The organism is Mesorhizobium sp. WSM4815 (genome assembly GCF_055811575.1).
The window spans coordinates 1-13,845 of record NZ_JBVVQS010000058.1 but is presented as its reverse complement, the minus strand read 5'-3'; the positions used below and the strand labels follow the sequence as shown (position 1 = coordinate 13,845).

Here is a 13,845-nt window from a genome sequence, read left to right as displayed (position 1 = left end):
ATGACCGTGCAGGAAAAATCCATGACGGCCGGTATCTCGCCCTTGCGGGTGAAGAAGGAGATCGACAGGTTCTCGATTTCGATGATCGGCCCGTTGGTCGGCCCGTTGGTCGGCTTGGCGGGATTTCGAACTGCCTCATTCATGGGTCGCTCCAATCCTTGTTGTTCATGTCGGGCCGGAGCCCGGCATCGATCTTCCCAGCATCAATCTTTCATCGACTGTTCGCGCAGCGAATCCGCCAGGAGGTTGAGGCCCAGCACGAACGACATCAATGCGATCGTCGGCGGCAGCGCCGGATGGATAAACGAGCGCAGAAGCCGGCTGGCATCCTTGATCGCCGTGCCCCAGTCCGGGCTTTCCGGCGCCAGTCCCAGCCCGAAATAGCCGAGCGCACCGAGCAGGATCGTGGTGTAGCCGATGCGCAGGCAGGTATCGACGATCAGCGGCCCGCGCGCATTGGGCAATATCTCCCACAGCATGATGTACCAGGGCGATTCACCGCGCGTCTGCGCCGCCGCAACATAGTCGCGCGTTTTAATATCCATGACCAGGCCACGCACGATGCGGAATACACTGGGCGAGGAGCCGAGCACCACCGCCACGAAGATGTTGAGCTGGTTGGGATCGATGTGGATGATCTTGAACGGATCGGCATCGAAGACCAGGCCGGCATAGATCCAGCCGCCGATCAGAATCGTCAGTCCAACTAGTAGGTAGTGCCGGTCGGGCCAGTCCCTGAACCGCGTATGGAACAGAGTCAGGAAGAAGATGACCGGGAGCAGAAAGATGAAGGCCGCGAGCAGCCGCGGGACCGAAATTCCGATACCAGTTGCCTCGCTGAACCAGTTGTCGAAGGACAGCTGGCGGATTTCGGGCGTCACGAGCAGGTAGAACAGGAGGATAACAGGGAAGGCCAACACTAGATTGGCGAGAAAGGACAGGAGGGAATCGATTCCGCGACCGTAATAGCCCGCCGGCAGGCCAAGTCCGATGCCGACAATCAGCGCGAAGGCGGTGGCGAACGGCGCGATAACCATCACTATTCGGCTGCCGCAGACCATCCGCGAGAACACGTCGCGCGCGAGCCTGTCGCCGCCCAACAGAAAGACGTCTTTGGTGCCAGGGTCGATGGAACCAGGCAGTGCATTCTTCATGATCGAGATTTGTGCGAGCGGATCGAATGGCGCGATGATCGAGGCAAAGATCGCTGTGAACAGCCAGAAGAGGCAGATTACGACACCTGCGACACCTGCACCACTGTCGAATAGCTGACCATAAAGGCCTAGTCTCTTCCTGAAAGCGAGGCTCAGGCCCATGACAAAAGCGAGAGACACCCACACTGGCCAGAAACGGAAGAGGACGCCGAGGATGACCCGCGTGGTGCCAATAGATTCCAGGTCCATGCGCCCGGCCCTCCTATTGCACGCGAATGCGCGGATTTAGATAGACGTAGCCGATGTCTGACATCAGCTGCGTGAATAGCACGAGGACCACCGACACTAGCGAGCAGGCTAGCAGGAGGTCGATGTCGTTGTTGCCTGCCGCCTGCACCAGCGTGAAACCGAATCCCTGGTAGCGGAACATCGTCTCGACGATGACGACGCCGGTGAGCAGCCAGGGAAACTGGAGCATGATGAGAGTGAACGGTGTGATCAACGCGTTGCGCAGCGCATGTTTGATGACCACCGCATGGAAGCTCAAACCCTTGAGGCGGGCCGTTCGGATGTATTGGGCAGTCATGACCTCGACCATCGAGGCGCGCGTCATGCGGGCGATGTAACCCGCGCCGAAGAATGCGACAGTTATGACCGGCAGGGTGAAATTGTACAGCGTGATCCCCTGATCGGTTGCCGTGGCGGCCGAGCCGTTCAGCCATCCGAGCCCGCTCGCGAAGATCACGGTGAAGATAACGCCCGAGACATATTCCGGGGTCGCGGTGGATACGATCGAGATGACCGAAAGGATTCGGTCCGTTCGAGACCCCTCCCGCATCCCCGCAAGCACGCCGGCGACGAGCGCCACCGGCTGCATGGCCACCATGACCCAGAACATGAGGATAGCCGTCGCCACGAGCGCTGGGCAGAGCGTGTCAATGACCTTGACCCGGAATTGCGTCGAGCAGCCGAAATCGCCTTGGAGCACGCCCGAGAATTGCCGTGTCTCCGGTTCGTGGCAGAAGCCGAACTTGAGGGCCGGCTGGCCGCTCTTGGGGTCGAGAACCGGATTCTTCGGCCAGATGCCGATCCATTCGCCGTAGCGTTTGAAGAACGGCTCGCGATACCCGTTCGCTTGGAGCCAGTTCTCCACGTCCGCGGCGCTGGCGCGATAGTTTGTTTGCACCAGTGCAAGCTTCTTGAGGTTCGGTTCCAAGTTGACCAGATAGAAGACAACAAGGGTCAACGCAAACATAGTCAGCGCCATGACTCCGAGGCGCCTCAGGGTGAATCTCAGGATGGCAACCTCCCGATTGACGGGCGGATCTCCCCACCTATCAATGTCGATCATGATCTTATTCTTAGTCTGCTGAAACAGCAGCGATCTGAAGTGATGCTTACCAGCCCAGTCCTGGATTGCCACTCGAATTAAAGTCAATAGGCGGGCTATTTTTTTGCATCAGCTACAGGGCCTGAAACGTGCCAGTGTCTCGCCCTCTTTGATCATCCGCGGCAGATCTGCAAATCCAGTTCGCTGACGCGGTGGCGGCCACAGAACTTCAACCAACGACTGGAGAAACAAAGTATAAGCATCACCAACCGCGAACTCCCGAGCAGGCGCGTAGCCTCGCCGCTCGACTCGTCCAGCGACGCGCTCATCGGATTACGAGTTGTCGACGAGCCGCCAGGCACTCCCAGTTGAGGTCGCATGGGGCTTCGTCGTCCCCGACGAAGCCCATTGATCAAACCAGATCCAGTCATCTCACGCAGCCCGGTCGAGCCAAACCTTACCGAGATCAATCTCGAATGCCGGGTGCATCTTGTAGCCCCTTACTTGCTTTGTCGAATGATTAAACAAGGAAACCCAATAAGGCTGAATGATGATACCGGATTCTTGCAGGAGCGTTTCAACATCCTGCATGACCGCCTTGCGTTTTTGTGGGTCCGGCAGTGTCAACGCGATGTCGAGTTTCTTATCGAACTCTGGGTTTGACCAGCCCGACTCATTCCATGCGGCACCACTGCGATAGGCAAGCACCAAATTCTGCACACCCAGGGGCCGATGATTCCAGTTCGTTATCGAGAGTGGGTACTTCAACCAATTGTTCCAAAAAGTGGCCCCGGGAACGACGGTGCGCTTCACCTTGAATCCGGCCTCTCGCAACTGCGCAGCAATCACATCGCCGGTGTCCCTCCACCAATCCCCGTCAGGAGTGATGATGTCGTGTTCAAAGCCGGCCTGGCCAGCTTCGGCCATAAGCCGCTTGGCAGCCTCAACATCCCTCTTTGTCTCCGGAACAGGGTAATACTCCGGATGTAGTGGTGCTACGTGATAATTCGCAGCAACGGTGCCGTAGCCATTGTAGGCAGTTTGCAGCACAGCATTATTGTCGACCGCCAACTGCAGTGCATTGCGCACCCGCTGATCGTCATAAGGCTTAGTGGTGACGTGGGCGCGGCACACTATCGTGGCAGACGTATTCGCTTCGTACTTCACCAAGCCCAGGTCATCAAATGCGGTGACGTAATTTACCTCGGTCTGATAGTTAGCATCTACTTCGCCTGACTCGAAGGCGCTCAGAAGAGTGGAAGGATCGGCGCCGTAACTTATGAATCGCACTTCGTCTAGGTACGCTTCACCGCCCCACCAACTTCCGTTTGTTCGACGCTTTAGGACGGCCATTTTGTCCACGTCGAATGATACTAGTTCAAACGGGCCCGTGCCTATGGGATGCGCAGCGATATCGGACCCGTTCTTTTCGTAGTCACGGTGGACGATCAGCGCTGGATAATCGGAAAATGTTGGGATGATCGTAATATCGGGCTTTGGCAGCTTGAGCTTGATTGTGTGATCGTCAACTTGTGCAATGGCGCCTTCCAGCGCTTTTCCTGTCTTTTCATCCACAAGTGTAGCCATTCGCGAAACCATCGTGTTTCCAGGTACGTCCCTTTCACACCAGCGCAGCAGGTTAAAAATCACGTCGTCTGCAGTGAAGTCGTCCCCGTTGTTCCACTTGACACCCTTCCGCAAGTGCAGGACATATTCCGTCGCGTCGTCATTCGTTTCCCAGCTTTCAAGAAGTCTCGGTTCAAAGGTGTGTTCCGGGGTATACTTGACCAAAGGTTCCAGGAATTGCCTGTAGATGTTAGCCAAATCCGGCAAGTCATTGACGCGAGGATCCCTCGGAGCATAAACGGGATGGGCCACTCGCAGGGTTCCACCTTTCTTGGGCGCTTCTTCGGCGCGGGCCGGCGGGATGGTACCCAGCATCGAGTAGGCCATAGCTGTCGACGCGCCGAAGATGGAAGCGAGTGTCAAGAATTCGCGCCGGTCAATCCCGCCCTTTTTTGCTTCCTCGGCGAGACTGTTGAAGAGCGTAGGCATAGGCTTGCCGTGCCTAGTGAAATACCCCATCTGAACCTCCCAGTTTTGCTGCTTCTGTAGGCTATAGAAAAGGGCGCCTCTGGGCAGTCGTAAAAAAATCAATCGGCGAACGACTTTTTTGCGACTGCATCCTGTTTCTTGAGGTGTTGGTTGAGATTACCCGTCCAGAGTTAATCGGTCCGCTTGCTCGCTTGCGTTTGCCCGAGAACACCTGAACATCCCGACGAAGAGCAGGTTGGTCGCGCTTCGTAGGTGGTCATCGAGCCGTGCGCAGAGCCGATACGGCAGGACAATTGCGGATCCGCCCTGTGCGGGCAAGAGGAGTGAGCAATCCGCCGATTTGTCTGCGAGCCCGCTTTGCGGCCGCCGAACTTTCGCTGAACGCTTTGATACCGACTTGTCGCCGGCCGATCCCGCAGGATCTCGGTCGAAATGTATCGTTCATCATCTTGGGCCGGCGCTCGCTGACGCCACCGCCCGAACTGCAAAGCGCTTATGGTGTGCCCCCCGACGCGCTGCCGGGGTTGTGCGACCCGGACGCTTGCGTATGTGATCAGGAATTGCGGCGCGATAGACGTCGGCCACAAAGTGAACAGGAATCAGATCGGCAATCTCGCCTCCTGCCTCACCTTGATCGAGCCTTCAGGTACCGAGATGCAATCTTCGAGGTGGCGCGGTCCTGTGGTCTCATTGGACTTTGAAATGGAAGGCGCCGAGTTTCTGGCCGGAATTAATCCCGCTTTTTCATCCGGCACCGATTGCTTTGGCAAGCGAGTGCACGATAACGACCACCACAGAAAGTGAGGACGAACCAAATTCAGTGCCAGATGACATCGTTGAGGTCCGCACGGGCAGCAACCAAGCTTGGCTCTGATCGAGCTTGGGCTGTGATCGGCCTATTGCGGAAATTCGTCGGTCGACGAAACGGCTCACGGCCGGCCTCACGCCTGCCAACGCGGTCTGCGGCGATCGAAGAAGGCCGCGATTCCGTCGGCGGCGTCAGTCGTTTCCCACGCATCGGCCAGCAGAGCGACCGTCTCGCCGATCACCGCGTCGTCGATTTCCGACCCAAGTCGGCGCGCAAGCGCCTTGGCGGCGGCGACTGCCCGCGGCGAGGCCGAGAGATAGGGCCGGACCTCAGCCTCGATCGCCGCCTCCAGGTCGGTCGGCGGCACGACCCGGGAAACCAGTCCGAGTTCGCGGGCTTCATTGGCGTCGAATATCCTGCCTGACATGAAGACCCGCCGCGCGCGGCCTTCTCCCATCCGAGCCAGCACATGAGGGGAAATCGTCGCAGGGATGAGTCCTAACCGGACCTCGGTGAAACCGAACCTCGCGGTGTCGACGGCTACCGCAACGTCGCAGACGCTCATTAGGCCGAGACCGCCACCGAATGCCTGGCCGTTGATGCGGCCGATCAGGGGTTTGGGTAATGCGTTGAGCGCGCGAAGAGCCACCCCCAGCTTCATGGCCTCGGCGATTCGCTCGTCACGCGCGGAGGAGGCCTGCGCCCGCATCCAGGCGAGATCGGCGCCCGCACAGAAGCTGTCGCCCCCGCCACCGCTCGCACTTTGTTGTCATTGGCGAGCAGTTCCGCGGCGGCCGCAAGCTCGGCGATGATCTGTCCAGACATAGCGTTGTGCTTGTCCGGGCGGACCAGGATCAACGTAGCGACACCGATCTCGTCGGTCGTGATGCAAATAGTGTCGAAGGTCATGGTCGCTCCTCTCTAAGGCTTCCCGCGAAGCGGGCCACCTCCTCCAATCGCTTCATGTCGAGGCAGGTCTCATAGCCCCTGTCCGCTAGCATTGCTGCGACGGCGAGGGTATCGACATTGCCCTTTGCTCCCAGGGCGAAGGGGCAGCCGCCAAGCCCGCCAACCGCAGCATCGAAGGTGCGTAGGCCCTGCTCCAAGCTTACCAGAATGTTATCGAGGGCGCGGCCCCCAGTGTCATGATAGTGTCCAGCGAGTCTCCCGGCCGGCACCGCTTCCAACACAGCATCGAGCATGGCCGCGATGGTTGCGGGCGTCCCTTGGCCAGTGGTGTCGCCCAGCGAAATCTCATAGCAGCCCATATTAAGGAGTTCGGTCACAACCTTCACGGCGGCAGCCGGCTGTATCGGTCCTTCGTAAGAGCAGTCGGTGATGCAGGAGACATAGCCTCGCACCGGAATGCGGTCGGCGGCGGCCGCGGCGAGCACAGGGTGGAAACGCTCGAGGCTTTCGGCAATCGAGCAGTTGATGTTGCTGCGGCTAAAAGTTTCGGAGGCTGACGCGAACACGGCGACTTCGCCAGCCTTCGCCGCCCGCGCGGCCTCGTAGCCCTTCATGTTGGGCACCAGCACCGCATAGGCGGTGCCGGGCGCACGACGGATGCCGGCCATAACGTCGGCCGCGTCGGCCAGCTGCGGCACCCATTTCGGCGACACGAACGAGGTCGCTTCGATCATTTGGAAGCCGCAGTCGGACAGCAAGTCGACGAGCCGGATCTTTTCGGCGGTCGGGACGAGGCGCTTCTCATTCTGCAGGCCGTCTCGTGGTCCCATTTCGACGATGCGGACGAATTCAACCATTCGGGTCGGGCCTCCGCCTCGAGAAAAAAATCAGATCGCCGTTAAATCGGACTGTGTCAGCGCCGCCGTCGTGAATGTGAGTGACAAAAACGCAGACACGGTCTGTGCTTCTGCTAGGGTCAGGACTCATTGATCCAGAAGATGAATGTGGCGGCGAAAGCGATAGCGGACAGGAAGGTGTGAGCGCAGCGGTCGTATCGGGTATGGATTCGTCGCCAGTCCTTGAGGCGGGCGAAGGTGTTCTCGATCTTGTGGCGTTGGCGGTAGAGAACCGGATCGTAGTTATGCTTGATGCGGTGCTTTGCATGGGGCGGAATGCACGGAGTGATGCCGCGCTGGACGAGGGCATCGCGGAAGCCGATCGAGCTATAGGCACGGTCGGCGAGCAGGTGGCGGGCTGGCGGCAGGTGCTCGAGTAGCGCGGCGGCAGCTTTGTGGTCGTTGGCCTGGCCTTCGGTCAGGTACAGCAGCAGTGGACGACCTTTGCCATCGCAGACCACCTGTAGCTTGCTGGTCAGGCCGCCTCGGCTGCGTCCAATACATCGGGGTAGAGCCCTTTTTGAGCAGGCTGGCGGCGGTGCGATGTGCCTTCAGGTGTGTCGCATCGATCATCAACTGGTCCGGGTCACCGGCCCGAGCCGCCAGTTCGGCCAGGATGCGGTTGAACACGCCCATCCGGCTCCAGCGGATGAATCGGTTGTAGATCGTTTTGTGCGGCCCGTAACCGGCCGGAGCATCCCGCCAGCGCAACCCATTGCGGATGACGAACAGGATCCCGCTGAGCACCCGCCGATCATCTACCCGAGGCACGCCGTGCGACAGCGGGAAGTACGGCTCGATCCGCCGCATCTGCTCCGGCGATAACATCAGCAAATCATCCATCGTGGCACCTCCGCCAACAATGAATCAGCCGCTCACCATCAATTCAACCGGATTAATAGGTCCTGACCTTAGCTAGACATCAAGCTTCTCTTGTTTCCGACCAACCTCACATCAACGGGGTAGATCCCGCTTTCATTCGCGATGATCGGGTTGATGTCGAGTTCTGAGAGATTTTCCATTCTCATCACCGCTAGGGAGACGGACGAGACAAAGTCGGCAAGGGACCGCCTGTCGACTGGCCGATAGTTTCTGAAACCATCGAGGATCTTCGCAACACCCGTCTCGTTGATCATGTCCAAAGCTTCCGCCGGAGAAAGCGGCGCCGCGCGAAAGGTCACGTCCTTGACCGCTTCGACCAGCACGCCCCCTGAGCCAAACAAGACCACCGGGCCGAAGACTGGATCATTGATGGCACCCACGAACAACTCCACGCCGTGAGTCACCATCGGCGTGACGATGAAACCGAAGGTCGTCACCGGGGGAGCATGGGACGCCATGGCCCTGGTGATGTCATCCGCGGCGTCGCGCGCCGCCTCTCGCGTCACGCCGAGGCGAACACCACCGACATCGGATTTGTGCACGATTACGGACGAGTCCAGCTTCACTGCACAGGGCTTGCCAAACCTAGAGACTACCGAACTTACGGCCCCGGCATCGCTTGCCGCCGACCATTCGCCAGTGTCCACGCCCAGTTTCTGCAACATCTCGCGGGCTGTCGTCTCTGCCGATAGCCCGCTGGGAACGAAAACGCGGGGCGCGTCCGGTGCCAGCCTATCGTCATTTCTATTCTGGTTAGAAAGCCAATTAGCCCTTTCAAACAGCGCCTTGGAACCGGTCACGGCGAAATCGATAGAGGGGAAAATCTGGATTCCGCCATTTCGTAAGATGTCGTGATTCTCTGGCTTGCGATTGCCGTAGCAGCTATGAAAGACCAGAGGCAGGCCGCTGGTTTTCCGCAAAGCCACGATCCGCTCGGCCGCCGAATTCTCAGCTTTCAACAGAGATGCATCGAACCTTATGTGGTAGGCTCCAAACAACCCGTTTGTCAGAACGAGCCCTACCTGGGGATCTGACGCCAGAATTTCGATGCATTCGGGGAAAACGTCGGGATAGGCGTCCGCGGCGCTTGCAACATCAATCGGATTTTCGACATTGGCCTCCTTGCCGAGGACACTTCTCAGCTTGGTCTTGGTGTGTTCTGAAAGGGATGCTAGCGGCACCCCCGCCCGTGACAACGCATCAACGGCGAGTGTTGCGTGTCCACCACCGTCGGTCAGAACCGCAACCCCGGTTTTTGGTTTAGGAAGTGGACTGGTTGCGAGAAGCGCAGCAACCGGCAACAACTCATCCGAACGATCGACCAGGGTTACGCCCATTTGGGCCAACACCTTTACGGAGATTTCGTCCGCACCGGCGATCGAACCTGTATGGGAAAGCGCCGCCTTCCGGCCCTCGATGGATCTCCCGCCGCGCAGCATCACAATCGGGCAGCTCTGCCCCACTCGTGCCGCCGCGTCGAGGAATCCGCGGCCGTCAAAAAATCCCTCGTTATAGATGGCGATTGAGTGGGTACTTTCACGCCTGGAAAGCTCCTCGATCAATTCGCCATACTCGATATCGGTCTGGTTACCGAGTCCCGCGATGACATCGAAGCCCGGACCATTGATGGAGCGACTGTCTTCGACGACCGAAAGCACCATGTTGCCGCTTTGGGTCAGAACACTGACTGGCCCGCTCGGCGGCAGTTCCGGCAGGCCAATGAGATCCGCCTGCACAGTGCAGTTCAGCATTCCCGATGTATTCGGTCCGATGATGCGGACGCCGCTTTTCGCTAAGGCATCAAGCAATCTCGTTTCCGCGGCAGAACCCTTGTCTCCTCGCTCACGGAACCCGTGCGCCAGAACCACAGCGCCGGCAATGCCTTTTTTGCCGCACTGGATGAGGGTTTCCGGCACTTCCTCCGCCGGCCGAACGATTACCGCAATGTCCACACATTCGGGAAGGGCATCGACGTCACTGAAAACTGGCAAATCGAGGATCGTCCCTCCTCTAGGATTGACCGGCAGGATCGGATAGCCGTAGCCGGCGTTCTTCAGAGCCTTGATGATCTGATAGCCGCGCTTGTCAGGGTTTGCCGAGGCCCCGATGATCGCTACAGAATGCGGCTCCAGTACGCGGCTCAAGGCTGTTGCTTCGTTTTGGCGGCCTGTGTGAGTTGGCAATTCCGGCTCGCCGCTCAAGGCGGCCGTTGCTTCTGTGTGGTGCCCCACGGTCATTTCTATCTTCCTTCGAAACGAGGCGAGCGGCGTTCCGCGAAGGCGGCAACGCCTTCTGCCCAATCGCTGGTTTCCATGATCGCTAGTAGGTCTTCTGCCTCGACCCGAAAAAGCTCCTCGGGACTTTGTGGTAAATTGATCGCCGCCTTGAGGCGAGCCATTGACAATGGTGCGTTCCTGACGATCCGCTCCACTAACGCCGCCGTGCGCTCCTTTAACTGATGCGCTGCCGGAGCCTCGGTCGCCAGGCCAATCTCCAGGCACTCTGCGCCGGTTATCCTGTCGCCCAGCAGCAAAAGTTTGGCGGCATTCCTCAACCCGATGAGCCTCGGAAGGCGGAGCGTCACACCTCCCCCCACATAGGTTCCAATGGCAATTTCTGGAAATCCGAGCTGGGCATCCTCGGATATGATAAGAAAGTCAGCAGAGGTCGCGATTTCCGCCCCGCCGCCTAGAGCATAGCCGTGCACCTCGGCAATCACGGGCGTCTTCATCGTCTGAATTCGCTCGCACACGCGCTGCCCGAGCATAATATACGCCTCGCGCTCATCGCGCGTCCGTTCGCCGGATTTGTGGGCCTTCAGATCAGCACCGGCACAGAAAGAGCGGCCGCTTCCGGACAGGATCACGCATCGGATCTCGGAGTCCTTATCTGCATGGTTCAGCGCATCCAACGTCTGTTGATACAGGGCCTCGTTGACGGCATTCATCCGTTCGGGTCGATTGAGGATAATGTGAAACGCTTGGTCTTCTTGCTTCGTCACGACTTCGTTCATGGACAATCTCTCAAGACGCTGATCCTGATACATTCGCCTTAAATTTATTGCGCGTCCAACATGTCTTGAGTATAGATCAATCGCGAATGAGCAATAATGTCACCCTCAGGCATTTACGGGCGTTCGTCGCGGTCGCGGAGCGCGGCGGGTATACCGCTGCGGCTCGCTCACTGAACATAGCGCAATCGGCTTTAAGCCGAACGATCGTGGAGGTTGAGGAGGAACTGGACACACGCTTGTTCGAGCGCACTACAAGGAAGGTTGTCCTTACGGCATCCGGCGAACAGCTACTGATGAATGCCCGTCGCGTTCTGGAGGAATTTGAAAGCGGGCTGTCACGGTTCCAGCTTTACCATAGAGGGCTCGAGGGAATTGTGAGCCTAGCTGCACTTTCTTCGGTTGCGTCCATTATCCTGCCGGAGGTCATTTCCGAATTCCGAAAAGCGAGGCCCAACGTTAGATTGTTGGTAAAGGATGGTTTCGCGGAGGAAGTTGTTCGTTATGTCTCCAACGGGGACGTCGATTTTGGCATCACTTCCTTCCCAAAAGCGAAAGGACGGCTGGTCTGCGAACGGATCGCAGCGGATAGTCTGATGTGCATCTGCTCGAAATCTCACAGGTTTGCAGACACGGAAACGGTGGCCTGGGACGACTTGGCGGGGGAAGACTTCGTCGCATTCGATCCCTTGAGCAGCATTCGCACGTGTGTGGATCGGGCCTTGCAGATTGCCGAAATTCAACTCGGGACCGTCACAGAGGTTCGTGACGTCGGCGCGGTTGCGGGCCTCGTATCCGCCGATCTAGGCGTATCGGCAGTGCCTAGCCTTGTCCTGCCCATGATGCAGTTTTGTGAATTTGCCCAAAAAAGGTTGGTCGGTCCGGTAGTCGAACGCGAGATCTATCTTGTCCATGATCCACAGACTCCTATGCCACCAGCCGCCGGAATTCTCATGGAAATGCTGCGGCGGGGCGCAAAGCACGGATTCAGAATTCCGACCGGAGCCAGATGGGTCAATAATGGGAAACCTGATCTGGCGGAAAAGAAATAGGTACCGAGCGACAACTCTATCGCGGCAGATGACTTCCTGGGGCTTGTCACATCAACGTGTAACGACCTGATTCCGCAGATCGCGTGCTATTCGAGGAAATGCTTTTGGAGCGCGTGACTTCTTCGCCGCAAGCAGCCAAGCGCACAAGGATTTCGGAAGGCTTGTGGCGCTTTGTGACCCGGGAGCTGGTCGGCTCTTCGCGCGAAAGGGTCTCCAGCTCACGATCTTGACTGGGCTGCATGGAAAAGGGGGCACATCAGTTGACGATGGTTGCTTCGGTTGCGCTGCGCGGTTGACTGTCAGTGACGCCCTCGTACCAGCTTCAAACCGCCTTCGACGAGATCGAGCACTCCAAGGCTCGTGATGATCGGGTGGACCACGCGCTAGCCGGTCAGCGCCAAGTGCAGGCCTTCAGCACCTTGGACTCTCCGGCCTTGCTGGTGTGATCCATGACCAAGACAACCGTTTGACCCCAGCCACTAGGTCCATGGCCTCATGCCTTTGACAAGCTTGCTGGGGATCATCCAGCTAGCGAGGTCACCGGCCCGAAACTTCCATCGCGCCGAGGATTGCCTCGGCATCTTGTCGCGACGGATCATTATGAAGCTTTGTGCCGAGTCGAAAAAGCAGAAACGGCAGCGCCATCACCGTCCTGCTTTCCGGCATTGATGAGATCGGCGTCGGTCTCGTCCCGTTCTCGCCAGAGATAGGACGAGATCATCACTAGATTCTAGATCTGCTTCGTTTTCAGGAGCACGCCGAGGCCAACATCATCGACGCCGCAGTTGTTCGAGACAATCGTCAGTCCTTGGTTCAGGCCTCTCGGATTGCCCAAACCCGCCAGCGGCAAGGAACATACCGTCGAACAAAAGCCCTTCACACCAAAAAGCTGCAAACGACCCCATCCTGCGCCTGGAAATAGCGCCCGGCCGTTGGGGAGGACGCCGGCAGCGCGCGCGCCGCGAGCGGGTCACGGTCGCGTGACGACTGGACAACCGGCGGCAGGCTCTTGCTTAGCCTCCCGAAAGGTCATCAAAACGGATCGCCGATTTCCTGAGTGGATGACGAGGTCCCGAGTGTTAACGAGCATTATGCATCCGGAGTACGTGCGACTGGCGCCAAAGTGACCCGGCTGGCAAAATGCGCTCTTTCACCACGCTTGGAAAACCGGGTCCAAACCAAGACCTTAAGAGCTACCCTACCGTCCGACCGCATCCCTGAACATCTACCACCAGGACCCGAGCGTTGAATATTGCGCCCGGAAAATTCGACCGCCTGGGAACGGATATCATGGCAGCTTCTCGAAGAATCGAAGAGCGTCGCCCTCGGGCCAGGTGCAGCCAAAAGGTGCGATCCCGTGGCTCCGTGGCCACTATAGCCGTGGGTGAAACAGGTGTTCGTTCTTTCACGGACATGGGAAGTGTCGCGACCTCATTAAACGTCGCGCTTATTCCCGGACTGTCACGATTGACTCCTCGAAGCGTTCGCGTTGATGTGGCTGATACTCGCTATGCCGCACTTTTGGGTGCAGCATGGTGATATCGCATCCGATCTATGAGCTTTCCAACAATTCGAACGACTGTCGACGTGCTTGGCTGCAACGACGCTTGCGTCCGGCCACTCAAGTTGTCAACCTCGCAACAGATCCTTCGAATAATTGTAATATACTCTTTGCGCCCGCAGATCACCGACAATGCTATTGTCACCACAAAGTTTGAAGCAGGCACCGCCGAAAAAGTTTATGCCGAA

At 58.2% G+C, this 13,845-nt stretch carries 9 protein-coding genes and 4 pseudogenes; 2 read left to right on the top strand and 11 right to left on the bottom strand.

What is annotated here, in order from left to right; genetic code table 11:
* Positions 1 to 203: 203 nt before the first annotated feature.
* From AC0L2B_RS00445 to AC0L2B_RS00435, 3 genes are all read right to left on the bottom strand, one after another.
* A complete protein-coding gene (locus AC0L2B_RS00445; RefSeq protein WP_473743669.1) occupies positions 204 to 1,403 on the bottom strand; it encodes an ABC transporter permease in 1,200 nt (399 codons plus the stop codon).
* Between the two features lie 13 nt (positions 1,404 to 1,416).
* Complete coding sequence (locus AC0L2B_RS00440; RefSeq protein WP_473743670.1) at positions 1,417 to 2,454, bottom strand: ABC transporter permease; 1,038 nt, start codon at positions 2,452 to 2,454, stop codon at positions 1,417 to 1,419.
* Positions 2,455 to 2,916: 462 nt separating this feature from the next.
* Positions 2,917 to 4,569 (bottom strand): ABC transporter substrate-binding protein, encoded by a 1,653-nt coding sequence (locus AC0L2B_RS00435; protein ID WP_473743668.1) that lies wholly within the window; start codon positions 4,567 to 4,569, stop codon positions 2,917 to 2,919.
* A 558-nt stretch (positions 4,570 to 5,127) separates the two neighbouring features.
* Here AC0L2B_RS00435 and AC0L2B_RS00430 point away from each other — a divergent pair.
* A complete protein-coding gene (locus tag AC0L2B_RS00430) occupies positions 5,128 to 5,343 on the top strand; it encodes a hypothetical protein (RefSeq protein WP_473743667.1) in 216 nt (71 codons plus the stop codon).
* Positions 5,344 to 5,480: 137 nt separating this feature from the next.
* Here the strand turns inward: AC0L2B_RS00430 and AC0L2B_RS00425 are convergent.
* The 5 genes and pseudogenes from AC0L2B_RS00425 to AC0L2B_RS00405 form a co-directional block, all read right to left on the bottom strand.
* A pseudogene (locus tag AC0L2B_RS00425) lies at positions 5,481 to 6,256 on the bottom strand (crotonase/enoyl-CoA hydratase family protein).
* A complete protein-coding gene (locus tag AC0L2B_RS00420) occupies positions 6,253 to 7,113 on the bottom strand; it encodes a hydroxymethylglutaryl-CoA lyase (RefSeq protein WP_473743666.1) in 861 nt (286 codons plus the stop codon). Before AC0L2B_RS00420 ends, AC0L2B_RS00425 begins: the two are co-directional and overlap by 4 nt.
* A 119-nt stretch (positions 7,114 to 7,232) precedes the next feature.
* Positions 7,233 to 7,995 (bottom strand): IS5 family transposase gene (locus tag AC0L2B_RS00415; protein WP_473743665.1). Its coding sequence is split into 2 segments (ribosomal slippage): positions 7,233 to 7,665 and positions 7,664 to 7,995, totalling 765 coding nucleotides; the frame shifts between segments, so codons are not numbered across the junction.
* A 68-nt stretch (positions 7,996 to 8,063) separates the two neighbouring features.
* Positions 8,064 to 10,271 (bottom strand): acetate--CoA ligase family protein, encoded by a 2,208-nt coding sequence (locus tag AC0L2B_RS00410; protein WP_473743664.1) that lies wholly within the window; start codon positions 10,269 to 10,271, stop codon positions 8,064 to 8,066.
* 2 nt (positions 10,272 to 10,273) lie between these two features.
* On the bottom strand, positions 10,274 to 11,047 hold the full coding sequence (locus AC0L2B_RS00405) for an enoyl-CoA hydratase/isomerase family protein (protein ID WP_473743663.1): 774 nt from the start codon (positions 11,045 to 11,047) through the stop codon (positions 10,274 to 10,276).
* An 86-nt stretch (positions 11,048 to 11,133) separates the two neighbouring features.
* Here AC0L2B_RS00405 and AC0L2B_RS00400 point away from each other — a divergent pair, with 86 nt between their 5' ends.
* Positions 11,134 to 12,096: a LysR family transcriptional regulator gene (locus AC0L2B_RS00400; RefSeq protein WP_473743662.1), complete on the top strand. Its 963-nt coding sequence runs from the start codon at positions 11,134 to 11,136 to the stop codon at positions 12,094 to 12,096.
* Between the two features lie 256 nt (positions 12,097 to 12,352).
* Here the strand turns inward: AC0L2B_RS00400 and AC0L2B_RS00395 are convergent.
* The 3 pseudogenes from AC0L2B_RS00395 to AC0L2B_RS00385 form a co-directional block, all read right to left on the bottom strand.
* Positions 12,353 to 12,784 (bottom strand): annotated as a pseudogene (locus AC0L2B_RS00395) (CoA-transferase); the annotation flags it as partial.
* 45 nt (positions 12,785 to 12,829) lie between these two features.
* A pseudogene (locus tag AC0L2B_RS00390) lies at positions 12,830 to 13,001 on the bottom strand (succinyl-CoA--3-ketoacid-CoA transferase); the annotation flags it as partial.
* A 320-nt stretch (positions 13,002 to 13,321) separates the two neighbouring features.
* A pseudogene (locus AC0L2B_RS00385) lies at positions 13,322 to 13,497 on the bottom strand (gamma-glutamylputrescine oxidoreductase); the annotation flags it as partial.
* Positions 13,498 to 13,845: the final 348 nt, after the last annotated feature.

Coding starts and splice junctions, on each gene's coding strand:
- AC0L2B_RS00420 (WP_473743666.1), bottom strand. CDS start 7,113: ATGGTTGAATTCGTCCGCATCGTCGAAATGGGACCACGAGACGGCCTG.
- AC0L2B_RS00445 (WP_473743669.1), bottom strand. CDS start 1,403: ATGGACCTGGAATCTATTGGCACCACGCGGGTCATCCTCGGCGTCCTC.
- AC0L2B_RS00435 (WP_473743668.1), bottom strand. CDS start 4,569: ATGGGGTATTTCACTAGGCACGGCAAGCCTATGCCTACGCTCTTCAAC.
- AC0L2B_RS00410 (WP_473743664.1), bottom strand. CDS start 10,271: ATGACCGTGGGGCACCACACAGAAGCAACGGCCGCCTTGAGCGGCGAG.
- AC0L2B_RS00405 (WP_473743663.1), bottom strand. CDS start 11,047: ATGAACGAAGTCGTGACGAAGCAAGAAGACCAAGCGTTTCACATTATC.
- AC0L2B_RS00400 (WP_473743662.1), top strand. CDS start 11,134: ATGAGCAATAATGTCACCCTCAGGCATTTACGGGCGTTCGTCGCGGTC.